24 protein-coding genes are annotated in these 24,654 nt (G+C 65.0%); 9 read left to right on the top strand and 15 right to left on the bottom strand.

Going from position 1 to position 24,654, the window contains the following annotated elements; genetic code table 11:
* Positions 1–15: 15 nt before the first annotated feature.
* Complete coding sequence (locus QE494_RS06945) at positions 16–150, top strand: hypothetical protein (protein WP_300042184.1); 135 nt, start codon at positions 16–18, stop codon at positions 148–150.
* A 22-nt stretch (positions 151–172) separates the two neighbouring features.
* On the opposite strand, the gene dcd is transcribed toward QE494_RS06945, so the two are convergent.
* The 4 genes from dcd to QE494_RS06925 form a co-directional block, all read right to left on the bottom strand.
* A complete protein-coding gene (dcd, locus tag QE494_RS06940) occupies positions 173–739 on the bottom strand; it encodes a dCTP deaminase (protein WP_300042183.1) in 567 nt (188 codons plus the stop codon).
* A gap of 37 nt (positions 740–776) precedes the next feature.
* Positions 777–2,120, bottom strand: coding sequence for a guanine deaminase (guaD, locus tag QE494_RS06935; RefSeq protein WP_300042182.1), 1,344 nt, complete (start codon positions 2,118–2,120; stop codon positions 777–779).
* A 4-nt stretch (positions 2,121–2,124) separates the two neighbouring features.
* A complete protein-coding gene (locus QE494_RS06930; protein WP_300042181.1) occupies positions 2,125–3,234 on the bottom strand; it encodes a BMP family ABC transporter substrate-binding protein in 1,110 nt (369 codons plus the stop codon).
* A gap of 90 nt (positions 3,235–3,324) precedes the next feature.
* Complete coding sequence (locus QE494_RS06925; RefSeq protein ID WP_300042180.1) at positions 3,325–4,392, bottom strand: adenosine deaminase; 1,068 nt, start codon at positions 4,390–4,392, stop codon at positions 3,325–3,327.
* 705 nt (positions 4,393–5,097) lie between these two features.
* Here QE494_RS06925 and QE494_RS06920 point away from each other — a divergent pair.
* On the top strand, positions 5,098–5,634 hold the full coding sequence (locus QE494_RS06920; protein ID WP_300042179.1) for a DUF411 domain-containing protein: 537 nt from the start codon (positions 5,098–5,100) through the stop codon (positions 5,632–5,634).
* A 92-nt stretch (positions 5,635–5,726) separates the two neighbouring features.
* On the opposite strand, the gene QE494_RS06915 is transcribed toward QE494_RS06920, so the two are convergent.
* The 7 genes from QE494_RS06915 to QE494_RS06885 are packed head-to-tail and all read right to left on the bottom strand — an operon-like array spanning position 5,727 to position 12,144.
* Positions 5,727–6,701 carry a DMT family transporter gene (locus QE494_RS06915; RefSeq protein WP_300042178.1) on the bottom strand — a complete coding sequence of 325 codons (975 nt, stop codon included), beginning with the start codon at positions 6,699–6,701 and terminating at the stop codon, positions 5,727–5,729.
* Between the two features lie 7 nt (positions 6,702–6,708).
* Positions 6,709–7,449, bottom strand: coding sequence for an SDR family NAD(P)-dependent oxidoreductase (locus tag QE494_RS06910; protein WP_300042177.1), 741 nt, complete (start codon positions 7,447–7,449; stop codon positions 6,709–6,711).
* An 18-nt stretch (positions 7,450–7,467) separates the two neighbouring features.
* Positions 7,468–8,445 (bottom strand): PdxA family protein, encoded by a 978-nt coding sequence (locus tag QE494_RS06905; RefSeq protein ID WP_300042176.1) that lies wholly within the window; start codon positions 8,443–8,445, stop codon positions 7,468–7,470.
* Between the two features lie 7 nt (positions 8,446–8,452).
* Positions 8,453–9,277 carry an alpha/beta fold hydrolase gene (locus QE494_RS06900; protein ID WP_300042175.1) on the bottom strand — a complete coding sequence of 275 codons (825 nt, stop codon included), beginning with the start codon at positions 9,275–9,277 and terminating at the stop codon, positions 8,453–8,455.
* A 25-nt stretch (positions 9,278–9,302) separates the two neighbouring features.
* A complete protein-coding gene (locus QE494_RS06895; RefSeq protein WP_300042174.1) occupies positions 9,303–9,827 on the bottom strand; it encodes an aromatic-ring-hydroxylating dioxygenase subunit beta in 525 nt (174 codons plus the stop codon).
* Positions 9,824–11,167 carry an aromatic ring-hydroxylating dioxygenase subunit alpha gene (locus QE494_RS06890; RefSeq protein WP_300042173.1) on the bottom strand — a complete coding sequence of 448 codons (1,344 nt, stop codon included), beginning with the start codon at positions 11,165–11,167 and terminating at the stop codon, positions 9,824–9,826. Before QE494_RS06890 ends, QE494_RS06895 begins: the two co-directional genes overlap by 4 nt.
* Complete coding sequence (locus tag QE494_RS06885) at positions 11,164–12,144, bottom strand: tripartite tricarboxylate transporter substrate binding protein (RefSeq protein ID WP_300042172.1); 981 nt, start codon at positions 12,142–12,144, stop codon at positions 11,164–11,166. Before QE494_RS06885 ends, QE494_RS06890 begins: the two co-directional genes overlap by 4 nt.
* 213 nt (positions 12,145–12,357) lie before the next feature.
* On the opposite strand from QE494_RS06885, the gene QE494_RS06880 reads away from it, so the two are divergent.
* The 7 genes from QE494_RS06880 to dmpG are packed head-to-tail and all read left to right on the top strand — an operon-like array spanning position 12,358 to position 19,590.
* The gene (locus tag QE494_RS06880; protein ID WP_300042171.1) at positions 12,358–12,975 is read left to right on the top strand and encodes a MarR family winged helix-turn-helix transcriptional regulator; all 618 of its coding nucleotides are present in this window, start codon (positions 12,358–12,360) and stop codon (positions 12,973–12,975) included.
* A 24-nt stretch (positions 12,976–12,999) separates the two neighbouring features.
* Positions 13,000–14,067, top strand: coding sequence for a hypothetical protein (locus tag QE494_RS06875; RefSeq protein ID WP_300042170.1), 1,068 nt, complete (start codon positions 13,000–13,002; stop codon positions 14,065–14,067).
* 2 nt (positions 14,068–14,069) lie between these two features.
* Positions 14,070–15,746: an FAD-dependent oxidoreductase gene (locus QE494_RS06870; protein WP_300042169.1), complete on the top strand. Its 1,677-nt coding sequence runs from the start codon at positions 14,070–14,072 to the stop codon at positions 15,744–15,746.
* Entirely contained in the window at positions 15,743–16,762 is a 1,020-nt protein-coding gene (locus QE494_RS06865) for an amidohydrolase family protein (RefSeq protein WP_300042168.1), read from the top strand. Before QE494_RS06870 ends, QE494_RS06865 begins: the two co-directional genes overlap by 4 nt.
* A 39-nt stretch (positions 16,763–16,801) precedes the next feature.
* Complete coding sequence (locus QE494_RS06860) at positions 16,802–17,587, top strand: 2-keto-4-pentenoate hydratase (protein WP_300042167.1); 786 nt, start codon at positions 16,802–16,804, stop codon at positions 17,585–17,587.
* Between the two features lie 10 nt (positions 17,588–17,597).
* The gene (locus tag QE494_RS06855; protein ID WP_300042166.1) at positions 17,598–18,539 is read left to right on the top strand and encodes an acetaldehyde dehydrogenase (acetylating); all 942 of its coding nucleotides are present in this window, start codon (positions 17,598–17,600) and stop codon (positions 18,537–18,539) included.
* A 10-nt stretch (positions 18,540–18,549) separates the two neighbouring features.
* Complete coding sequence (dmpG, locus tag QE494_RS06850; protein ID WP_300042165.1) at positions 18,550–19,590, top strand: 4-hydroxy-2-oxovalerate aldolase; 1,041 nt, start codon at positions 18,550–18,552, stop codon at positions 19,588–19,590.
* 126 nt (positions 19,591–19,716) lie between these two features.
* On the opposite strand, the gene QE494_RS06845 is transcribed toward dmpG, so the two are convergent.
* The 4 genes from QE494_RS06845 to QE494_RS06830 are packed head-to-tail and all read right to left on the bottom strand — an operon-like array spanning position 19,717 to position 24,431.
* A complete protein-coding gene (locus QE494_RS06845) occupies positions 19,717–20,865 on the bottom strand; it encodes a BMP family ABC transporter substrate-binding protein (protein WP_300042164.1) in 1,149 nt (382 codons plus the stop codon).
* A gap of 53 nt (positions 20,866–20,918) precedes the next feature.
* On the bottom strand, positions 20,919–21,839 hold the full coding sequence (locus QE494_RS06840; protein ID WP_300042163.1) for an ABC transporter permease: 921 nt from the start codon (positions 21,837–21,839) through the stop codon (positions 20,919–20,921).
* Positions 21,839–22,924, bottom strand: a complete 1,086-nt coding sequence (locus QE494_RS06835; protein WP_300042162.1) for an ABC transporter permease — start codon at positions 22,922–22,924, stop codon at positions 21,839–21,841. Before QE494_RS06835 ends, QE494_RS06840 begins: the two co-directional genes overlap by 1 nt.
* A complete protein-coding gene (locus QE494_RS06830) occupies positions 22,911–24,431 on the bottom strand; it encodes an ABC transporter ATP-binding protein (RefSeq protein WP_300042209.1) in 1,521 nt (506 codons plus the stop codon). The genes QE494_RS06835 and QE494_RS06830 overlap by 14 nt, the downstream gene beginning before the upstream one ends.
* Positions 24,432–24,654: the final 223 nt, after the last annotated feature.

Genomic DNA, 24,654 nt, shown 5'->3' with positions numbered 1-24,654 from the left:
GAAGAGACCTGCGGCATGCCCGAAATGGTCTTGCGTCAAGACCTGGTCCAAGACATGCCCTGGGAGGGCTTGGGCGGTGCCATGAGCCGCATCGCAGGCCGATACGGCTCACCCCATGAGCCGTATCGCGGCGGAGTGGCTCACCCGTGAGCCGCAAACCGATCGAAGCGGCTCAGGCCTTGGGCAGCGTCACGCCGCGCTGACCCTGGTACTTGCCGCCACGGTCCTTGTAGCTCACTTCGCAGGTCTCGTCGCTCTCGAAGAACAGCACCTGGGCGCAACCCTCGCCGGCGTAGATGCGGGCGGGCAGCGGGGTGGTGTTGGAGAACTCCAGCGTCACATAGCCCTCCCACTCCGGCTCGAAGGGGGTCACGTTGACGATGATGCCGCAGCGGGCATAGGTGCTCTTGCCCAGGCAAATGGTCAGCACATTGCGCGGAATGCGGAAGTACTCCACGGTGCGCGCCAGTGCGAAGCTGTTGGGCGGAATGATGCAGGAGTCACCATGGAAGTCGACGAAGCTTTTTTCGTCGAAGTCCTTGGGGTCGACCACCGTGCTGTGGATGTTGGTGAACACCTTGAACTCGGGCGCACAGCGAATGTCGTAGCCGTAGCTGGATGTGCCGTAGCTGATAACGCGCCGGCCATCAACCTGGCGCACCTGCTGGGGCTCAAAGGGGTCGATCAGGCCGTGCTGCTCCGCCATGCGGCGGATCCACTTGTCGCTTTTGATGGTCATGTGAGGACGCTCCTGCCGGGATTTTAGGCGGGCCGTGCTAGGCCGCGGGATCGAGGCCAGCGCCGCCGGCCAGGTGCACGGCCTGCACCGCCCGGTCATCGCCCAGGACGATGAGCGAAAAGAGCAGTTCCTCCAGGTTGCCGGCCTGCGCGCTGCGGCGCGCCAGCAGGGGCGTGGCCTGGGGGTTGAGCACCACGAAGTCGGCCTCGCAACCGGGCTGCAGGTTGCCCACCACGCCGGAAAGGCCCAAAGCCTGGGCGGCACCGGCGGTGTGCTGCCACCACAGATGGGAGGGCGCCAGCGACAGGCCGGCCTTGGTGTGGCCCTCGCGGCCCACGTAATAGGCCGCCAGCATGGTGTGAAAGGGGGAGAAGCTGGTGCCGCCGCCCACGTCGCTGGCCAGGCCGTAGCGCATGCCCTGCCGGTCGGCCGCGGCGTAGTCGAAGAAACCACTTCCCAAAAAGAGGTTGCTGGTCGGGCTGACCGCGGCCACGGCGCCGGTGGCCTGCATCAACGCACGGTCGGCGTCGTCGAAGTGGATGCAGTGCGCGTAGATGGCGCGCTCGCGCAGCAGGCCAAATTTCTCATAGACCGCCAGGTAGCTGCGGGCGTCTGGATAAAGCTCACGCACCCACGCGATCTCGTCGCGGTTCTCGGCCACGTGCGACTGGATCCAGACATCGGGGTAGCGCGCCGCCAGCTCGCCAGCGCCCTGCATCTGCGCGTCGGAGCAACTGGGCGCGAAACGCGGGGTGATGGCATAGCCGAGGCGGCCCTGGCCGTGCCAGCGCTGGATCAGGGCCTCCGTGTCGAGCAAGGACTGCTCGGTCTCATCCCGCACGCCGTCGGGGCTGTGACGATCCTGCAGCACCTTACCGGCGATCAGACGCAGGCCACGGCCTTGCGCCAGGCCCAGGAGTGCGTCGACCGAGGCCGGGTGAGAGGTGGCAAAGGTGAGGGCCGTCGTGACGCCATGACGCTGCAGTTCGCCCAGAAAAAAAGTGGCCACCTGTCCTGCATAGGCGGCATCTGAAAAGCGTGACTCGTGCGGGAAGGTGTAGTTCTCCAGCCAGGGCAGCAGGCCCTCGGCCGGGGAGCCGATCACATCGGTCTGCGGGTAGTGCACATGCAGGTCGATGAAGCCCGGTGCGATCAGCCGACCGGGCAAGTGCTCCACCACCACGCCGGGAAAGCGGTCCTTGAGATCCGACCAGGCCCCGGCGGCCCGGACCACGCGAACGCCCGATGCGGTTGTTGCGGAGCGCGGCCCCGGCGCGCCTGACGCGCCCGGTGACGGCCCGACGACCAGCAGACCGTCCGGGTCGTAGACGGGGCGTCCTTCGTCGTCAAATCGAAGCAGGGCGGCGCGGTAGGCTCTCATGCCCTCATTTTGAAGCCTTGCCCACCACGCCGGCGACCAGCCAGTCCATGCCCAGAATCTGCTCGTCGGAAAGCGCCTGGCCGGCCGGAAGCCGGGCTCGGCCGTCGTTGTCGGTGAGCGGGCCGGCAAAAGGCTTCAGGCGGCCGTCGGCAATGTCTCTCTGGCGCGCCAGCACCTCGGTCTGCACCGCCTTGGGCACCTTGGTGCCAAAGCCCTCCACGCGGACCATGCCCTCCTTCACTCCGCCCCAGACATTGCTCGAGGTCCACCGGCCGTCCAGCACCTCGCGGGCGCGCCGGGTGTAGTAGCCGCCCCAGTGGTGGGTGACGGCGACGATCTGCGCGTCGGGCCCGATCTTTCGCATGTCGGAGTGATAGGCCACTGCCATCCGGCCTCTTTCCTGGGCTGCGGCCATGACCGCAGTAGAGGCGGTGTGAAAGGCAACGACATCGGCCTGAAGGTCAAAGAGGCTCATGGCGGCCTCGCGCTCCTTCGGCGGATCGAACCATTCGTTGATCCAGACCACACGGACCTGGGCATTGGGGTTGACCGAGCGCATGCCCAGGGTGAAGGCGTTGATGCCCTGTATCACTTCGGGGATGGGAAAGCCCGCCACATAACCAGCCACGCCGGTCTTGCTCATTCGGCCGGCCGCGATACCGGCAAGGTAGCGACCCTCGTAGTAGCGGGCGTTGGCGGCGGCCACGTTGGGCGCGGTTTTGTAGCCGGTGATGGACTCGAACTTCACCTCCGGAAACTCACGCGCCACCGCCATGGTGGGCTCCATATAGCCAAAGCTGGGGGTGAAGATGAGACCGTAGCCCTGTCGCGCCAGGTCGCGGATGACGCGCTCGGCATCCGGGCCTTCGGCCACGTTCTCCACGAATTGCGTCTGCACCTTCGGGCCCAATGCCTTTTGCAGGGCCTGGCGGCCCTCCTCGTGCTGGCGGACCCAACCCGCGGGGGTGACGGGCGTGACATAGACAAAGCCGACCTTGAGCGGCGCAGAGGTCGGGGCGGCGGGTGCCTTGGCTGGGGATTGCGCGTACAACGCAGCGGTGGGAAGAAAGACGCTGGCGGCCGCCAATGCGGCGGCAGCGAGGTTTTTGTACATGGTGTTCCTCGACATGGCCCCGGGACAAAGAAAAGCGCCGCTGCGGGGCACAGCGGCGCGGGGCGAATTGTAAGGGCGGGGCTTGCGACCTCAGGCGAAGCGGGCGAAGGTGTCGTCCAGCCGCGCAATCCAGCCGACCTTGGCCTCGGCGCTCGCAAAGCTTGCCTCGAAGCTGTTGCGCGCCAGCCGGTAGGCCGCCGGCGCACCCAGCCCCAGCGCCGCAAAGGTCTCGGTGAAGTTCTGGTTCATGTAACCGCCGAAATAGGCCGGGTCGTCGGAGTTGACGGTGGCCATCACGCCGGCATCGAGCAGCCGACCCAGGTTGTGGTCCGCCAGGTTCGGAAAGACACACAGCTTCTGGTTCGACAGCGGGCACACCGTGAGGGGCATGCGGTCGCGGGCCAGCCGCTTGACCAGCTCCGGGTCCCGCATCGACTGCACGCCGTGGTCGATGCGCTCGACCCGCAGCACGTCCAGGGCCGACCAGATATAGGCCGGCGGCCCCTCCTCACCGGCATGGGCCACCAGGCGCAGGCCCAGTTCGCGGCAGCGTGCAAAGACGCGGGCAAAGTTTTCCGGCGGGTGGCCGACCTCGCTGGAATCGAGGCCCACGCCGATGAAGCGACCCATGAAGGGCAGCGCCTCCTCCAGGGTCTGGAAGGCTTCCTCTTCACTCAGGTGACGCAGAAAGCAGAGGATCAGACTGGCGCTCACGCCCAGCTTGGGCAGCGCGTCCTGGCAGGCGCGGTGCAGGCCATCGATCACGGTCTGCATCGGCACGCCGCGGGCCGTATGGGTCTGGGGGTCGAAGAAGATCTCGGTGTGAATGACGTTGTCGGCCTGGGCGCGCTCCAAGTAAGCCCAGGCCATGTCGTAGAAGTCCTGCTCTTTCAGCAGCACGCTGGCGCCGGCGTAATAGATATCCAGAAAGCTCTGGAGGTTGGTGAAGGCATACGCGCGGCGCAAGTCTTCGACGCTGGCGTAGGGCAAGGCCACGCCGTTACGACGGGCGATCTGAAAAATAAGCTCGGGCTCGAGCGAGCCCTCGATGTGCATATGCAGCTCCGCCTTGGGCATGGCTTGCAGGAGGGCGGGCAGGCGGTCGGCGGCGACCGGGGGAAGACGGGGAAAGTCGGCGGGGGCAGGCGTCGAGGTCATGCCTGAAAGCGTAGCAGAGCGAGGGGCATGCCTTTCGAGGCGCAGGGGATCTGCTAATCTTTCCAGCATGAATTCTGCGCGCCTGTGCCTTCTGCTCCTGCTCGCCCTGCTGCTGCCGCTGCGCGGCGCGCTGGCTCAGGTGCCGACCTGCGCGGGCGGTCATGGCGCTGAGGCAGCCCATACATCCACAGGACAGGCGCGGGCCTCGCTTGCGCGGGACCGGGTCGCTGGATCCCCGGGTTCGCAGCCCACCTGCTGGGCCTATTTGAAGGGCCAAGCGCAGGGACATTCAAATGCCCACCCCCCAGTCCATTCTCATGGACACGCCCCGTCGCCCGACACAGGCCTGAATGGCCTGGCCACCGCGGGCTTCGCCGCCGAGCCAGGCAGCCACCACGACGTCAAGGCTCAGGGCCAATGCAGCGCCTGCGCCAGTTGCTGCGCCGGTGGGCCAGCGGCCAGCCCGCTTGCCACGGTCCTGCTGGTTCAGGCCCCGGCAGGACCGGTGAGGTTCCCTTCTTCGGCCTCCCCCGTTGCCAGCGTCGTTCTCGACGGCCTAGAACGCCCTCCCCGTAAGTTCTGACCGGGCCTGGGCGTGCGCAGCAGGCCCAGGGTCATGCCTCCGAGCCTTTGCGCACCCCGCTGGCAGAACCCGTATGGGTGCCCCGAGGCGCCTCAACGAACATGAATTTACGAGGAATCCAAATGAAGCACACCCCCGAGGAGCAAACGGCTTGGGCAACAGCGCCGAGCCGCCGCAGCTTTGTTTTGGCGCTCACTGGCGCATTAGCCGCCGGCGCCGCCACCCGGTCGGCCCTGGCCACCAGCAGCCAGCCACACCTGATCGAGGTGTTCAAGACTGCCACTTGCGGCTGCTGCGGCGCCTGGGTAGATCACCTGAAGGCCAATGGGTTCCAGGTCAAGGTGAACGATGTCGCGGACACGGCAATCTCACGCAAGCAGCTAGGGATGCCAGAAAAATTCGGAAGTTGCCATACCGCGCGGGTGGGCGGCTATGTCGTCGAGGGACACGTCCCTGCGCAGGACATCAAGCGCCTGCTCGCTACCCGGCCAGTTGCCCTGGGTCTGGCGGTACCGGGTATGCCGGTGGGCTCACCAGGCATGGAAGATGGCAGCCGGCGAGATGCCTTCCAAGTGCTGCTGATCGACCGGCGCGGGCAGGACAGCGTCTTCGCGTCCTATCCGGCAGCCCGCGCTGCTGCCAAACCCGCACGGACCTGAGGGGGCACGCCATGAATCTCGCCAACTGGCACCAGGCGCAAAAAGCGTTGGGGACAGACGCCGAAGACATGCCTCAAAGCGTAGAAGACCCGTCAGGCACGCCCCGCAAAAACCAGTGAGGTCAAGGTACCGCACAGGGTGATGAGAATGCCAATGAACATGACCCCGTTGAGCCTCTCCTCGTTTCGCAGAATGAAGTAGCTGATCGGTACCACAACCAGAGGGGTGCACATGGAAACCAAGGCCGCCACGCTAACGGGGATGTACTTCATCGACGCGATCACCAGGGTCTGCGCCAGAAACTGAAGCACGCCAATGCCTGCAAACTGCCAGGCCCCCTTGCGGTTGGCAAGGATTTCCTGCTTGTACTCGGGCCACTTGCTCCGGCTCGCCAGAAGCAGGGCCACGAGTGCCGCACCGGCGCCGATCGTGGCACCCAGGAGCGGCTCATTCCAGATCCGCACGGCAGAGCCGCGAAAGATGTGGCTGCCCGAATACGCGACGGAAGAACCGACGCCAACTACCAGGCTCGCCCACACCATCGAGCGCCCGCTACTGGCAGAGGCCAAGGCCGCGGCCGCTGTCTTGTGGGTAGCGGCACGCCGCTGCAAGCCGAAGCTCATGGACACCAGACCTACGATCGCCATGGTGATGCCCAGCATGCCCACCCAGCCGATCACTTCACCGAGGAACACCCACGCGAAAACCGCGGTGAGCAGGGGGCTGGTGCTTTGCAGAGCCGACGCCCCGGAAGGTCCATTGAGTTCAATCGACTTGAAGACCAGCCACCGGCCCAGATAGGTCGAAAAAATGCCGGCCAGTGCAAAAGCCACCACGGCCCACGCGCTGATCCCTACTTGAACCTCGCCAAATGCCAGTTGCCAGCATGAAATCAAGATGCCTGCGGGTATGCAGGCCGCAGCGGCAATCAGCGACCCTGGCTCGCTGCGAAAGGTACGTACGCACACCGACACCAGCACCATGCAGATGCCATAGGTCAGCAAAGACAGCAGCGCCAAGGCGCCGCCAAGGACTACGTCTGGCGAGATGACGGGTAACGCGCCCATACGGCGCTTAGCGCAGCATCGCCCCGCCGTCCACGGGAAGGCAAAGGCCAGTGATCCACCCTGCTGAATCGGACACCAGGTAGGACAGCATGCCCGTGACATCCTCGGGCTCGCCCACCCGGCGCAGCGGAAACTCCTTGGCCCGTGCAGCCAGCAGCTTTTCGTAGTCAGCGGCCGACATGCCCGCCGCCAGGTAGATTTCGCTGCGCACCAGAGCGGGGGCGATGCAGTTGACCCGCACGCCATGCTCGGCCGCCTCAATGGCCAAGGCCCGCGTGAAGGCCTCAATCGCACCCTTGGTGGCCGAGTAAGCAATCGATCCAGCGCGCGGCCGCTGGGCCAGGGTGCTGCTGAAATTGACGACTGATCCCTTGCGCGCGATCACGAGCGGCAAGAAGGCTTGGGTCACGAACATCGTGCCCAGGACGTTGGTCTGGACCAGGCGCTCGATGTCTTCGACCGAGGCCTCGACAAACGGGCTTCTCTGCACCGCAATACCGGCGCAGTTCACGAGCACGTCAAGCCCGCCATAGGCCTGCACAACCCACTGGTGCATGCGTGCGATGTCATCGCGGCTGCTGATGTCGCACTGAAAGGCCTCGACCCCGCGCGCCTTCATCGCGTCGAGCTTGTCTGCGCGTCGGCCGCACACCAACACCTTATAGCCTTCACGCTGCAGGTGGAGCGCGATGTCCTCACCCAGCCCGGCGCTGCCCCCGGTGACGAGAGCGATTTTTTCTGTGGCCATGCATTTATCTCGGTGGACTCAGGCGGCGATAGGCCTGCCGGCAGCCAGGCTGGCGGCCGTGCGAATGGCAGACAGCATGCTCTGGTGCTGCGCCACGCCCTGGCCAGCAATGTCATACGCCGTGCCGTGCGGCACATTGAGCATCACAAATGGCAAGCCGACATACACGGTGCAAGCGCCTTCGAAGGCTGCCGTCTTGATCGGGATCTGCCCCTGGTCGTGGAACATGGTCACCACTACGTCATGCCGACCTTCGAGGGTCTGCCGAAACACCGTGTCCGGAACCAGAGGGCCCTGAACATCAATGCCGTCGGCACAGGCGGCGGCAACGGCCGGCCCGATCTTGTCTTGATCTTCCGGGAACATCGCGTGGGGGTTGATTCCGGCCACGGCGATCCGGGGCTGCTTGAAACCCCAGCTTTTGAGTGTGCGGTCAACGAGGCGGACCACATGCTCAACGCGCTCGGGCGTGACGAGCTCGATCGCCTTGGACAAGGGGACGTGCTCGCTGAGTGGAACGGCGCGCAAGTTGCCGCTCATTCGAAGCATGAATGTCCCGGCAGGCTGGAGGTCGTCCATGTCGTGGACCTTGCCAGTCGCCTTCATGGAAGCGGTTTCCATCGGCCCGAGCACGAAGCCCTGCAGCTTGCCTTCCCGGCCCAGCCGCTCGCCAAGCCGCAACCATTCGAGGACCGCCTCACCGGCCTGCGCCGATGCGACACCGAAGCGATTGCTGGCCGGATCGAAGGTGCCCGGATCCAGCACGCCAACGGCATCTCCCTCGAGGGCGTCTTGCGGATCGGTCACCGACACCAGATTCAGGGCGATGCCGCAGATATCCGCCGCCCGCTCAAGAATGGCGCGGTCGCCAATCAGCACCAAGCGGCATTGAGATTTCAGTTCGGGGCTGGCTGCTGCGCGCACGCAGACCTCGGGGCCGATCCCAGCGGGGTCTCCGATCATCACCCCAACCACGGGCAGCTGGCTGCGGGACACGGCGGGCTCAGGCGCCAAAGAATTCCAGGACGAGCCTGGTGAAGTCGTCTTTGCGCTCGATCTGCGTCCAATGGCCGCACTTGCCAAACATGTGCAGGTCGGAGTTCTTCAAAAGGGAGTGGAACTTCAGGCTGTTGGCCGGCGGAACCACGGCGTCGTCCCGACCATGGATGATCAGTGCGCGCTGCTGGATCTTGCGGATGTCATCCTCGGGCGTGGCCAGTGCCTTGACGTGGCGTTGCCGGGGCACAGCGAACATCCGGGAGAACGACTCCTGATAGCCGGGGCGGACGCTGGCTTCGTAACGCGAGCGAACCAGATCGTCGGTCATCATGCCCGTGTCATAGGCAAAAGACATCACGATCTTGCGCATGTTCTCGATGGACGGCTCATAGCCCCAGACAGCGTCCAGCGCGGGAGTCACTTCAAACTCCACGCCGGCCGCTCCCATCAGCACAAAGCTCTCCACCCGCTCAGGGTAGCGCGAGGCGATGGCGACCGTTAGCGCGCCGCCGAAGGAGTTGCCGACGAACCGCGCCTTCTTGACACCGACCGCGTCCATCCACTCGGTCAAGTGACGCACCCAGAAATCAAGGTTGTACTGCTGGTCGGGCTTGCGCTCGGTGTAGCCGAAGCCGGCGATATCCGGCGCGAGCACCCGGAACTTCTGCGCCAGGACCGGAATGGTCAATCGCCAGTTGGCGTAAGCAGTGACGCCCGGGCCGGAGCCGTGGATCAGGATCACAGGATCGCCCTCACCGGCCTCGAGGTAGTTGGTCTTGAGGCCGGCGGCCATCACGCTCTTGCCGATTTCGGGATCGCTCGTGGACATGCGTTTGCCTTTTTCCGATGACGGATTAAATGATGAAGGTGAGGTTGGGGAGCACTTGGTCGTTTGCTGCGAGGTACACGCGCTTTTCGCGCATTCGCAGCACACCGTCCTGGCGCACCAGAAGATGGGTGACCCTCCCGGCCCAATGCTCGGTTTTGCCGTTTCGCACCTCGGTGACAAGCACACGCGAGGTCACCTGACCGCCGGTTTCACGGCGATAGTCGTCGGCGAGCACGATATTGCTCACGATACGCGAGAGGCGCGACCTAGGAGACTGCGCATGCGCATGCTTGGTCCCCAGACGGAACAGGCGCTCATCCAGTTCGGCACGGTTGTCGTTGATCAGCGCAATCTGCTTGCCGATCTCGGCATCATCGTTGTTGCAAGGCACCCAATAAAGAAGGTCCTGGGTGAAGAGCGAGAACCAGGCCTGGAACTGGTGGGTGTCTGCGAGCTCGGCTTCCTTGAAAAGGAATAGCTCCACCTCCCGATAGGTGATCCATTCACTCAGACCGTTTGAAGCGTCTGTCACGTTGGTCTCCAGCGTCATGCCGCGCCATTTGTCATGAGTTGAAGCCAGTATTTCATCTGGCCTCGCTGCGGCACTTCGTCAGTGATCCGTCCCACCACGCTGCCATCGGTATCGATGTACTCCCGATGCATGCCCCGTGAAATTTCGATCCAGGGGTTGAACTCGGCCTGCATGCCGCGCTGCACCCGCTCGAAGATCTCGGCGTCGTCCGGTGAGCCCGAGCCGGCTGGTCCATAGAAGGACTCGTGCTGACGAACACGCATGGTATTGATTTCGTCGCTCACGCCACCGAACCGCACCATCGACATCAGAACCTGGGTCACGCCCGGAGCGATCGGGACGATGATGCGCACCTGATTGCCAATCAACTGCAGATTGGGAAACAAGCCGAGGTGCGGGTCGCCAGAAAGGCTGATCAGTATCTCGGCTCGGTCCTTTCCGTAGGCCTTGTGCATGTCCTCGACATACTTCTCGCCGCCCGGGACTTTGGCAAGAAAGGCGGCGTGCTTGCTGTAGCTCTTGAGGCGCTGGGCGCGGAAGTCGAGCATCGCATGGCCGTGACCATAGTCGCGGGTGAGCGTAAGCGCTGCGTCGCTGAAGGGGTCTTCACGATGCATCGACCCAATGCCTGACTCCGAGTTTCGCGCCCAACCCGCCACCACCGAGGCGTGCACGAAGTTGGGGTGGTAGCCGTCCATGCCGACGAGCTTCCAGTTGCCCAGGTACTCGGTCTTGTTGAAGCCCGCATCCAGGAAGATTTCGCCCGTTGGAGACGCATCCACCAGCATGTCGAACTGAGACGCGGCGCCGCCCAGAAACTCGGCCAGCGTCTCACCCTCCGGCTGCAGGCTGGCGAACAAGAATCCGCGGTGGGACGCCACCCGGGGCACCTGGGTCAGGCCCATCTCCTCGGGCTTGAAGTCGGGACCGTAGCCGCCCGGCTCGGTCACCTCGCGCAGCGCGCCGGTCAGGTCATAGACCCAACCGTGGTACCAGCACCGGAGCATCTTGGTGTTGCCGGATTCAGTCTCCACCACGGTGGCGCCGCGATGCCGGCAGCGGTTGATCAGCACACGCACCTGCGCGTCCCTGCCGCGGACCATCAGCACGGGCGTGCGGCCCATCCGACGCGCCTGGAAGTCGCCGGCACGCGGAACTTCACTTTCGTGACCGATATAGATCCACGACCTGTGGAAGATGCGCTCCATCTCCAGGTCGAAGATCGCCTGGTCGGTATAGATGCGCGAGTGAACCCTGCCGTCTTGCACCAAGGAGGCAATGGCCTCATTGGAGGGGGATGGGCGGTGCCAGACGACGGGCGACTCCGTTGCGCAAGGCTCGTTCTGGCACTGACTCATTCCGCCTCGATCCTCGATGCTTTCACAGCGGCCTGGTAGCGCGGGACGTCGCGCCGGATGGTCTCAGCCAGTGCGGCAGGCGTTGCAGCGGCCGGGGGCTCCACACCCGCGGCATGCAGTCTGCTGATGGTCGCCGGATCGCGAACCACGCGGGCAATGGCCGCCGACAGCTTGTCAATGACCGGCTTGGGCGTACCCGCCGGTGCGAACAGGGCGTTCTCGCCGGGGAAGTGGAAGTCGCGCAAGCCGGCGTCACCCATCGGGGGGTACTCGCTCAGGATGCTGGCGCGTTCACGCGTATTGGCTGCCAGCACGCGCACCCGACCCGTCTTGGCGAATTGCCCGACGGAATTGAATGCCGCGACAGCCATCGAGACCTGCCCCGCCGCCAGTGCCGGCACCGACTGGCCCGTACCCTTGAACGGGACGTGCAGGATGTCCAGGCCCAGGCCCGCCTTGAAGGCTTCCATGGTCAGGTGATGCAGGCTGCCAATGCCGGACGAGCCGTAGCTGTAAAAGCCCGGCTTGGCTTTGACGGCGGCGACCATTTCCTGCAGGTTCGTGGCCGGGAAGGACTCGTGCACCGTCAAGAACAGTGCAGATGTGGAAAGAATGGAAACCGGCGCCAAGTCTTTCTCGAAGTTGTAGGAAAGCTGCTTCTTGGTAAAGAGGTTGACCGCCCAGTGGCCTGCATCGCAGTCGATCAGCGTGTAGCCATCGGGCGCCGAGCGCTTGAGTTGCTCGATCGCGGCCACGCCGCTCGAGCCTGCAATGTTTTCAACCACAACGGGCTGGCCCAAGACCGCCGCCAGCGGCTGCGAAAGGATTCGGACCACCGTGTCGGGTGAGCCTCCGGGCGCGTAGGGCACGATGATCTTGATGGGGCGCACCGGGTACTCCTGCGCCCAGGCTGGCATTGCGACCCCTGCTGTGGCGGCTGCGCCGACCAGGTGACCGAGTACTTCACGACGTTTCATGCATGTCTCCTCAAAGTTTTGAATTGAGCCCGCTCGGCTTGCTCGGCTTGGTTTGCCGGCACTGATAAAGTCTAGCATCCCATTTCATTTTTTGAACTATTCAAGATACACATTGTCCAGTGAATGATGGAAAACCCTAGGTCGGAATGGCTCGAAATCGGACGCAGGCTGTCATAATAAAAATTGTTCAGATATCGAAATATTCGAATCTCCATGCAACCACGCAAACCAAAGAACGCCCGTGCCGGAGCAGCGTTGCCAGTCCTTCCCCTGAGCGATCAGGTGGCCGTGAGCGCGGCACTGGACAAGGCGCTCGATGGGTCGGCGCTGTGGGTGCTTCTGGCGGTTTACCGCACTTTCGCCACCCTCGACCGCGACCAGGCCGACGAGGTCGGAACCATGGGTCTGTCGCCGCTGCAGTTCAACATCCTCACCACCTTGCAACGGACGCGACAGCCCACCACGATGGGCGCGCTGGCTGGCATGCTGGTGGTCAAACCCAACAACCTGTCCGGCAACATCAACACCTTGGCCGAAAAGGGATTGATCCGCCGCGAGCTCAACGCATCAGACCAGCGATCGCTGCTGGCCGTGCTGACGCCGGAGGGAGAGACCTTCCTGAAGGCGAATCTTCCAGCGCACTGGAAAAGGCTCGAGCGCCTGATGGCGGGACTCACCCGCCAGGAGCGCCTGCACCTGGTCACCCTCCTGACCCAATTGACGACTTCCATCGCACGCGCGCAGGAACAAGAAAACGAAGCGGCAGCCGCTGCTTCGCGCAAGAAGGCGCGGACAAAAGCGCATCACGAGACGTCTGAAGTGATCAACTGATCCCTCGCAGATTCGGAGACAGATATGGCAGAAATCCTCGGCGTGGGCTTGTCCCATTACCCCCCCCTGTGCACCCCCGATGAAATGATGAGTGGCATCCTGCGGCTCACGCTGAAGGACCCAGGCATCTCGGACGCATTGAAGTCCCCTGAGAACTGGCCCGCTGCCATGCGTGAAGAATGGGGCGATGACCAAGGCACCGCTGCGGCAGGACGCCATCGCGCCGCGCTGGTGGAGCAGTTCCGCCGCGTGCGCCGGGCGATTGACGACTTCAATCCGGACGTGGTGCTGATCTGGGGCGACGACCAGTACGAGAATTTCAAGGAGGACATCATTCCTCCGTTCACGGTCTGCGCCTATGACGACATGGACTTGTACCCATGGCGCCACGCGCAGAGTTCGTCGATGATGACCGGCAAGCCCAACGCCTGGGGCGAAGGCCCGGACAAGATGTACCGCCTCAAGGGACGCCGGGACATCGGCAAGCACCTCACCACAGGCTTGCTCGAGCAGAACTTCGACGTCGCCTATGCGTACAAGCCGCTGCACCACGAAAGCCTGGCGCACGCGTTCACCAACGCCATCCTCTACCTCGATTACGACCGCATGGGCTGGGACTACCCGACCCTCGCCATGCCGATCAATTGCTACGGGCGCAAGGTCATTTCGGCGCGCGGCTTCCTGTCGAACATGAACGCCGAGCTGGACCTTGATCCGCCGGGGCCGTCACCGGCTCGTTGCATGGACATGGGCGCCGCGACGGCGCGCGTCCTGCGCGATTCACCCTGGCGCGTGGCGATGGTCGCCTCTTCGAGCTGGTCGCATGCCTTCTTGTGCGACCGCACCTTCCACATGCGGCCAGACACCCCGGCTGACCGTGCCTTGTTCAAAGCGCTCAACGAGGCGGACTACGGCTATTGGCACAGCCAGTCCACTGAAGATTTTGAGGCGGCGGGCCAACAGGAACTGCTCAATTGGTGTCCCCTGCTGGGCGCCATGCAGGAGCTGAAGGCACCGCTGAAGTGGAGCTCCTTCACCGAAACCCATATCTTCAACTCGAACAAGGTGTTCGCAGAATACAGCGTCGTCTGAGGATGTCCGCTTCACCCGCCCTTGTGATCGTGGGGAGTGGCTTGGCCGGCCACACCCTGGCCCGCTCGCTTGCCAGCCTCGGCTATGCAGGCTCGGTGACGCTGTTGGGCGAGGAGCATCACGCGCCCTATGACCGCCCTCCCCTTTCCAAGGAATTCCAGCGCGGGGACGAGTCGACCCTGATGCTGCAGGCCGACGGGCTTGCAGGGGTGCAGGTCATCTCAGGCTGCAAGGCTGTGGCCATCGACACCGATCGCCGCGCGCTGGCGCTGAGTGACGGGCGCCAACTGCCCTGGGACTGCCTGGTGCTGGCAACCGGCGCGAGGCCAAGGCCCTTGGCGGGCAGCGACCCCCAAGCGCCAGTGCATTTCCTGCGCACCTTGGATGATGCGCGGGCCATTCGGGCCAAGCTGCGCGACGGATTGAAGCTGGCCGTCATTGGGGGCGGCCCCATTGGTCTGGAGCTGGCCGCCTCCGCCGGGCAACTCGGCGCCCGCGTCACCGTGCTGGAAGCCGCTCCACGCCTGATGGCGCGGACTGTGCCGGCGACCATCGCCGAGGTTTTGCTGGGGCACCACCGCGCCAGCGGCGCGCAGGTGCTGCTCGGCGCCCAGGTGAAAGCCATCCACCGCGGTGGGGTCGAACTGGCAGACGGGCGCCGGGTTGAAGCTGATGTCGTCGTGGTCGGGATCGGCGTTGTCGCCAACGACGACCTCGCGCATGCCGCAGGCATTGCCACAGACGACGGGATCTTCGTCGACGCAAACTTCAGGACCACCCAACCCGATGTGTACGCCATTGGCGATGTGACGCGCCAACGCAATCCGATCAGCGGTCGGTTCGAGCGCATCGAGACCTGGTCGAATGCGCGGGGGCAAGCGCAGGCCCTGGCCCGCCAACTGTGCGGCGGGACCAACGGCGCGCCCCGCGTGGTGACCGGCGCTGCGGCCCCCTGGTTCTGGTCAGATCAAGGCAGCCTGCGGCTGCAATGCGCAGGCCTCCCACAGGGGGACCAGGAGGTTCGCCGGGGCGACCCGGCCACTGGCCTCGTGGTCGGCCAGTGGTCGGCCGGAAGGCTGGTGGGCGTAGCAGCCATCAACGCACCGCAGGATTTCAACCTGCTGCGCCGGATCCTCGACGCCGGGCAAAGCATGACGCCGGAGGCGTTTGCCTCTTTGACCGAGCTGCGATCGCCACCGAACCACACCCCGGAGGGGCCGGCTGAGCCGGTGCCAGTCACCGTGACGCCGTCCGATGGGCCGGCCGCACTGGCACCTTCAGCGCCTTTGGCGCAGGTGCCTTCAACGCTTCCCCCACCGCCGCCTCCCGCCGCACAGGCCACCGCACCCGACCTGGCAGCTTGCCCGCTTGAAGACATTGAAGAGGGCGCCATCGGCAGCACCAGCTTGCCCGACGGCACTCGCATCGCCATCTACCGTATCCGGGGCGAAGAGGTCTTCGCAACAGACGACAAGTGCAGCCACGGATCATCTTCGCTCTGCGACGAGGGATCCCTGGAGGGGCATCTGATCGAATGCGGCCTGCACCTGGGCAGCTTCGACGTGCGCACCGGCAAGCCGGTGTCTACCCCATGCACCAAGGCGATCCGCAGCTACCCGGCCCAGGTGCGCAATGGCACGATCTGGATCGCCACTCAACCCATCGAACCTAGCCCATGAACCACTGCTGCGGCCTGATCGACGTCCACACCCACTGGATCCCGGAGCAGTTCCCGGCCTATGTCGGGGCTCGCAAAGGCGTCGCCTGGCCCTCGATGGCGCCGGCCAGTCACGCCTGCGACCGCCACGTGATGATCGAGGGGAAGGTGTACCGCACGGTGCCCGACACCTCGTGGGACCCGGACAAGCGCGCCAAGGAAATGGCGCAGATGGGCGTGACGCACCAGGTGGTCAGCCCGATGCCGGAGCTGCTGTCCTACTGGCTCGCCGCCGAAGACGCGCTGATGCTCACGCGCTTCATGAATGAGGAGTTGGCAAGCCTGCAAGCGCGTCACCGCAAGCAACTGACCTGCCTGGGCGCGGTGCCCCTGCAAGATGTCGACTTGGCGATTCGTGAACTCGAGCGCGCGGTGGGCGACCTGGGACTGGCAGGCGTTGAACTCGGAACAAACGTCAACGGCAAGCCCCTAGGGCACCCCGATTTCCAGCCCTTCTTCGCAGCGGCCGAATCTCTGGGCGCGGCCATCTTCGTGCACGCGTTGCGGCCGGCGGGCATGGACCGGCTGGTCGGTGACGGGCTCGAACAGGTGGTGGCGTTTCCCGGGGAGGTTGGTCTCTCGGCCACGTCGCTCCTGACCTCGGGGCTCATGGCGCGGCACCCCGGCTTGCGAATCGCCTTCAGCCACGGCGGCGGCGCGCTGCCCATGATGCTGCCGCGCCTGCAGCATGCCTGGACCCAGATGCCCCCGGTGCGCAAGCTGATGAACATGTCGCCACGCGACATGGCCCGCAAGCTATTCGTCGATGACCTGGTGTACGACCGGCAAACCATCCAGTTCCTGCTGGCGACCTACGGCGAAGGGCAGGTGATGGCTGGCACCGACTACCCCTTTGCCATCCTCGACAAAGAGCCCGCCAAGCGAATCGAAGACCTGTCGCTGGACGAGGCCACCACCCGCCTTTTGCGCCAAGACAACGCCTTGCGCTGGCTGGCGCGCACAAGCCTCGACGAATAAGCCTGCTGGCAGGCCACACACAAAAACCGAAGGAGACACATGAGCCTCGACACCCATCACATTGCGGCAGCAAGCGCCTTGTTGAATGCGCGCCAAAGCCGCCACACCATCGGCCGGATCTCGGAAAGTCACGGCATCGCAGGAATAGACGCCGCCTACGCGGTGGCGGAGATCAATACCCGCGTCCGCCTCGAGCAGGGCGCCCGGATCGTGGGCATGAAGGTCGGACTGACGTCGCGCGCCGTGCAGCAACAACTCGGGGTTGACCAGCCGGACTTCGGGATTCTTTTTGACGACATGGAGTTCCTCAGCGGCCAGTCCATCCCGATGGCAAGGCTTATCCAGCCGAAGGTGGAGGCCGAGGTCGCTTTCGTGATGGCGCGTGACCTGCCCGAAGGCACGCCGACCTATGCGGAGTTTTTGGCGTGCCTCGCGTATGCCTTGCCCGCCATTGAAGTGGTGGACAGCGTCATCACCGACTGGAAAATCACCCTGGTCGACACCGTCGCCGACAACGCCTCGAGCGGCCTGTACGTGCTGGGCGACCAGCCCGTGTCGATCGGCCAACTGGCGCTGGGCGAGATCGGGATGCAGATGGACAAGAACGGTGAGACCGTGTCAATCGGCACTGGCGCCGCTTGCCTGGGCCACCCCCTGCGGGCCGCTTACTGGCTGGCGCGCACGATGGCCGCACGCGGCAGCACCCTTCGCGCCGGACAGGTGATCCTCTCTGGCGCCCTGGGGCCGATGGTTCCTGTCACCGCCGGCGACCTGGTCACCGCGCACATTGGCGCGCTCGGCAATGTCTCTTGCCGCATGGCCTGAGGAGGCACGCATGAAAAAACTCAAAGCCGCGATCGTCGGGAGCGGCAACATCGGCACCGACTTGATGATCAAGATCTTGCGCCATGGCGCAAATCTCGAGATAGCGGCCATGGTCGGCATCGACCCAACTTCCGACGGTCTAGCGCGCGCCGAGCGCTTGGGCGTGGCCACCACCGCCGGCGGGGTGGAGGGGCTCCTTCAACTGCCGATTTTCAAAGACATCGACATCGTCTTCGACGCGACCAGCGCCGCCGCGCACGTGAAAAACGATGCCCTGCTGCGCCAGGTGAAGCCCGGCATCCGCATGATCGACCTCACACCAGCGGCCATCGGGCCCTACTGCATTCCGGTCGTGAACGGAAACGCGCACCTGGACGCGCCCAATGTGAACATGGTGACCTGCGGCGGGCAGGCCACGATTCCGATGGTGGCCGCCGTCAACCGCGTCGCCAAGGTGCATTACGGCGAGATCGTGGCCAGCATCTCCAGCAAGAGCGCGGGTCCGGGCACGCGCGCCAACATCGACGAGTTCACTGAAACCACCTCGCGCGCTATCGAGACCCTCGGCGGCGCCACCAAAGGCAAGGCCATCATCGTGCTCAATCCGGCCGAACCGCCGCTCATCATGCGCGACACCGTCTACACCCTGAGCGAGACAGCCAACGAGGACGACATTGCCCGGTCCGTCGAGGAAATGGCCACGGCCGTTCAGAGCTATGTCCCTGGCTACCGCCTCAAGCAGAAGGTGCAGTTCGACCGGGTGGCCGATCTGAAAATCCCCGGGGTTGGCGAGCGTCTGTCGGGCATCAAGACGTCCATCTTCCTGGAGGTGGAGGGCGCCGCCCACTACCTGCCCGCTTACGCCGGCAATCTGGACATCATGACCAGTGCCGCCCTGCAAACCGCAGAGCGTATGGCCGCCCGCATGCTGCGTGGCACTGCCCCTGTGTGAGGAGTTGACGATGAACGGAAAAAAGGTCTACATCTCCGACGTGACACTGCGCGATGGCAGCCACGCCATTCGCCATCAATACACCGTGGGCCAGGCGCGGCAGATCGCGCGCGCACTGGACGACGCCCGGGTCGACTCGATCGAGGTGGCCCATGGTGACGGCCTGCAGGGCGGCAGCTTCAACTACGGCTTCGGTGCCCACACCGACCTCGAGTGGATCGAGGCGGTCGCCAGTGAAGTCAAGCACGCCAAGATCGCCACGCTGCTGCTGCCTGGCATCGGCACCGTCCACGACCTGAAGGCGGCCTACCAGGCAGGCGCCCGCATCGTGCGGGTGGCCACCCACTGCACCGAGGCCGACATTTCCAAGCAGCACATCGAGTACGCACGCCACCTGGGGATGGAGGCGGTCGGCTTCTTGATGATGAGCCACATGAACACGCCGCAAGGGCTGGCCCAACAAGCCAAGCTCATGGAAAGCTACGGCGCCACCTGCTGCTACGTGGTCGACTCGGGCGGCGCACTGTCCATGAACGATGTGCGCGAGCGGTTCCGAGCCTTCAAAGACGTGCTCAAGCCCGAGACCGAGACCGGCATGCACGCGCACCACAACCTGAGTCTGGGCGTGGCCAACAGCATCGTCGCGGTGGAAGAAGGCTGCGACCGGGTCGACGCCAGTCTCGCCGGCATGGGCGCGGGGGCGGGCAATGCCCCGCTGGAGGTCTTCATTGCGGCGGCGGCGCGCCTGGGTTGGAACCACGGCTGTGACCTCATGACGCTGATGGACGCCGCAGACGACATCGTGCGGCCGCTGCAAGACCGGCCGGTGCGCGTGGACCGCGAGACGCTGGCGCTGGGCTATGCGGGGGTTTACTCCAGCTTCCTGCGCCATGCCGAAGCCGCGGCGAAAAAATACGACCTCAAAACGGTCGATATCCTCGTCGAGCTGGGTAAGCGGCGCATGGTGGGCGGGCAGGAAGACATGATCGTGGACGTCGCCCTTGACCTTCTTGCCAAACAGCGGGACGGGGCGAGCGCACCGAAGCCCTGAACCTGCGCCCGGGGCCCGGGGCCCGGGTGACCCTCGCACCGCCCGGGCCCGGCACCCTGAAGCAGTCACCTGCCGCCAACGAAAAAGGCCGCCCGAGGGCGGCCTTTTCATTGCGGGAAAGAAGAATTACTTCTTGCCGCTGGGCACCTTGCCCTCGACGCCCTTGACGTAGAACATGATGCCGCTCATGAACTTGTCGTCGGCGACGGTGTCCTTGGCGAGGACGGTCTTGCCGTCCTGACCGACGATCGGGCCCTTCCAGATCGAGAAGGTGCCGTCCTTCAGGCCGGCCTTGATTTCCTCGATGCGCTTTTTGGTGTCTTCCGGCACGTCGGCGGCAACCGAGACCATGTCGATCGCGCCTTCCTTCACGCCCCACCAGATGCCGCTGTTACCAGTCCACTTGCCCTCGAGGGCCTCACGGGTGGTCTTGATGTAGTACGGCGCCCAGTTGATGATGGCCGAACCCAGGTGGGCCTTGGGGCCGTAGCTGCTCATGTCGGAGTCCCAGCCGAAGGCGCGCTTGCCCATCTTCTCGGCGGTCTGCAACACGGCGGACGAATCGGTGTTTTGCATCAGCACGTCGGCACCACCGTTGATCAGGGCGGTGGCGGCTTCACCTTCCTTGGGGATGTTGAACCACTCGCCGACCCAGACCACCTTGGTCTTGATCTTGGGGTTCACCGACTGAGCGCCGAGCGTGAAGCTGTTGATGTTGCGAACCACCTCGGGGATTGGGATGGATCCGACCACGCCCAGCACATTGGTCTTGGTCATCTTGCCGGCGATCACGCCGGCCATGTAGGCGCCTTCGTAGGTGCGGCTGTCGTAGGTACGCATGTTCTCGGCTTGCTTGAAGCCGGTGGCGTGCTCGAACTTCACGTCCTTGTGGTCGGCGGCCACCTTGAGCATGGGCTCCATGTAACCGAAGGTGGTGCCGAAGATCAGCTTGTTGCCCTGGGAGACCAGTTCACGGAAGTTGCGCTCGGCGTCGGCCGACTCGGCGACCTTCTCCACAAAGCTGGTGGCGACCTTGTCGCCGAATTCCTTCTCGACAGCCTTGCGGGCGTTGTCATGGGCGAAGGTCCAGCCGCCATCGCCCACCGGGCCGACGTAGGCAAACGCGATCTTCAGCGGCTCGGGCTTGGCAGCCGATGCGGCGGGGGCCGCGGCCGGGGCAGCGGCCTCTTTCTTGCCGCAGCCCACGAGGGCGGCAGCGGCCACGGCGGTCAGGGCCGCGACTTTCAGCATCGAACGTTTGTTCAGGTCGGTCATGAAATCCTCTGGTTGGAAGGGTAGGAAGGGTTGGGTGAGTCGGAAAGGGCGAATTATGAACCCGGATAAAAAGGCTTACCGAGGGATGCGGGCATGTTCAGCCGGATCCAGGCGGGATTGCGCGAAATCAGAGCCAGCACCACGATCGTGGCCAGGTAAGGCAGCATGTTCAGGAACTCGCTGGCCACCTCGATGCCCACCGCTTGAAAGTGGAACTGCAGCATGGTCACGCCGCCAAACAGGTAAGCCCCAAGCAGTACACGGGCTGGCCGCCAGGTCGCAAAAGTGGTCAACGCCAGAGCGATCCAGCCCTTGCCCGCCACCATGCCCTCCACCCACAGCGGGGTGTAGATCACCGACAGGTAGGCCCCGGAAAGCCCGCACAGGGCGCCGCCAGTCACCACCGCGGCCAGGCGGATGCGGCGCACCCGGTAGCCCAGGGCATGGGCCGACTCGGGCGACTCGCCCACCGATCGCAGCACCAGGCCGGCACGGGAGCGATACAGGAACCACACCAGACCCGCCACGAGCGCGATGGTGAGGTAGACAACCGGGTGGTGCTGGAACAGTGCAGGCCCCAGCAGAGGCACGTCGCCCAGCGCAGGAATCGAGAAACGGGGGCGCTCGGGCAGCTTCTCCTGCACGTAGCCGACGCCGACGAATGCCGAGAAACCCGCCCCGAACAGACTCAGGGCCAGACCGGTGGCGTACTGGTTGGTATTGAGCCAGATGACCAGCACGCCAAAGATGAGCGCCAGCGCGGCGCCGGCCGCAGCGCCTGCGGCGAAGCCCGCCAGGTCGCTGCCGGTGTGTACCACGGCGGCGAAGCCCGCAAGGGCGGCGCACAGCATCATGCCCTCAGCCCCGAGGTTCACGATGCCGGCCTTCTCGCTGATGAGCAGGCCCAGCGCCGCGATCGCCAGCACGGTGCCGGCGTTCAGCGTCGAGGCCAGGAGCAGCGCGTAGGTTTCCATCACGCCACCGCCTTTCGGCCTGCATCCGCAGTCTTGCCCCAGCGTACCCGGTACACCATCAGCGTGTCGCAGGCGAGCAGCGCAAACAGCAGCAACCCCTGGAACAAGCCGGTGATGGACTTGGGCAGGCCCATGCGGGACTGGGCGAGTTCGCCCCCGATGTAGAACATGCTCATAAGAATGGCCGAGAACACCATGCCGACCGGATGCAGACGGCCCACGAAGGCGACGATGATGGCCGCGAAGCCGTAGCCCACCGGAATGTAGGGCGTGAGCTGGCCCACCGGGCCGGCGACTTCCAGGGCGCCGGCGAGGCCCGCCGCGCCACCCGAGACCAGCAGGGCCACCCACAGCGCCTTGCGCGAGGAAAAACCTGCGTAGCGCGCCGCTGCTGGCGCCAAACCACCCACCTGCTGCGCGAAGCCGGCGCGGGTACGAAACAGGAAGATCCACAAGGCCGCGGCACCGGCCAGTGCGATCAGCAGGCCGATGCTCACGCGCGAGCCCTTCATCAGGCGAGGCACCTGGGTGACCGCGTCGAAGGTCTTGGACTGGGGAAAGTTGTAGCCGCCCGGGTCCTTCCAGGGGCCAAACACCAGCCACACCAGCAGTTGCACCGCCACGTAGACCAGCATCAGGCTCACGAGAATTTCGTTGGCGTTGAAGCGGTCACGCAAAAAGGCGGTGATCCCGGCCCAGGCCATGCCCCCAGCGATGCCCGCCAGCAAAATACCCAGGACGATCCAGCGGGAGGACTCCTTGTCGGCCAGCAGGGCCACGCCGCCGGCGCAGATAGCCCCCAGGACAAACTGCCCCTCGGCGCCAATGTTCCAGACGTTGGAGCGGAAACACACGGCGAGCCCGAGGGCGATCAGGAGCAGGGGCGTGGCCTTGACCATCAGCTCGCCCAGGGCATAGTTGGACTTGATCGGCTCCCAGAAGAACATCTGCAGGCCGCGCACCGGGTCCTTGCCCAGGGCAATAAAGAGCAGCGAACCCAGAACGACGGTGATGGCCAGAGCCAGCAGGGGCGAGGCCACGCTCCAGACGGGCGAGGCCTGGGGACGCAATTCAAGCTTCAACACGGGCAGCCTCCGGGGTGGCTTCGGCGGGTTCGTGGTCCCAGAGACCACTCATCCACTCGCCAATGCGTTCAACAGTGGCCTCGCCGCGGGCCAGCGAGGGCGACAGGCGGCCCTTGGCGATCACGTGCAGGCGGTCGCTCAACTCGAACAGTTCGTCCAGTTCTTCGCTGACCACCAGCACCGCGCAGCCCGCGTCGCGCAGGGCCAGAATCTCGGCGCGGATCTGGGCCGCCGCGCCCACGTCGACGCCCCAGGTGGGCTGCGAGACCACCAGCAGGCGGGGGCGGGCGTCGATCTCGCGGCCAACAATGAATTTCTGCAGGTTGCCGCCAGAGAGCGAGCGGGCAGCAGCGTCCGGCCCTCCGGCGCGCACATTGAACCGCTCGATGATGTTCCGGGTCTGCTGGCGCAAAGCCCGTATGCGAATCCAGCCGCCGCGGCCAACCGCCTCACCGCGCGTGAGCATGAGGTTGTGGGCCAGCCCCAGCGAGGGGACGGCGCCGCGACCCAAGCGCTCCTCGGGCACAAAGTGCAGACCCAGTGCGCGCCGCTGCCCCGGGCCCAGGCGCCCGGCGTCTTGGCCGGCAACCTGCACCATGGCCGGCTCGGCGCGGGTGTCCTCGCCCGAAAGGGCATAGAGCAGTTCGCGCTGGCCATTGCCGGACACCCCGGCAATGCCCACCACCTCGCCAGCACGCACCTGCAGGGTGACGCCATGCAGGTCGGTGCCGAAAGGCGATTCGCGCTCCAGCGACAAAGCCTGCACCTGCAGCACCGGCGCACCGACTTGGGCCGGGCGGTGCTGCAGTTGCGGCGGCTCGGCGCCGATCATCAGGCGCGACAGCGAGGCATTGCTCTCCAGGCGCGGGTCGCAGGTGCCGCTCACGCGGCCGCCACGCAGCACGGTGCAGGCCTCGCACAAGGCGCGGATCTCGTGCAGCTTGTGGCTGATGTAGAGGATGGAGCAGCCCTGCGCCGCAAGCTGGCGTAGCACCACGAACAGGCGTTCGACCGCTTGGGGCGTGAGCACTGAAGTGGGCTCATCCAGAATGAGCAGCTGGGGGTGGGTCAGGAGGGCGCGGATGATTTCCACCCGCTGCATCTCACCCACCGAGAGGGTGTGCACCGGCCGGGTTGGGTCGACGTCCAGACCGTAAGCGGCGGCGGTCTCAGTGATCTGGCGGGTGACCTCGGCCAGCGGCAGAGATTTGTCCAGCCCCAGCCAGACGTTCTCGGCCACGGTGAGGGTGTCGAACAGGCTGAAGTGCTGGAACACCATCGCGATGCCCAGCGCGCGCGCCTCCTGCGGGTTGCGGATGGTGACCGGCTGACCGTTCCAGAGCATGCGGCCGGCGTCGGGCTTGACGCTGCCGTAAATGATCTTCATCAGGGTGGACTTGCCGGCGCCGTTTTCGCCGAGCACGGCATGGATCTGGCCGGGGGCAACGGTGAGGGAGACCTGGTCGTTGGCCACCACCGCCGGATAGCGCTTGGTGATGCCAGCCATTTCAAGCCGCGGTGGCGGCCGGGTGGGGTTCGCAGCGGGTTCGTTCACTTCGGTGGGCTCGGGGCTTGTCTCATTGGGATCGCGGGCGCGCCATCCTGGGGCAAAGTCTGGCATCACTTCAGCCGCCATTGTGACCGCCCCGCGCGGGCTGCCGTGAAGGGGTTGCCCCTTAAACAGTCGGTGGGGCTACCCGCCCGACAGTCACCCGGGTGGTTCTCCCGAT

The organism is Ramlibacter sp., from assembly GCF_029866045.1.
Lineage (GTDB): Bacteria > Pseudomonadota > Gammaproteobacteria > Burkholderiales > Burkholderiaceae_C > Ramlibacter.
Note: the sequence above shows the minus strand (reverse complement) of the source record. Positions and strands in the feature narration are given on the sequence as shown.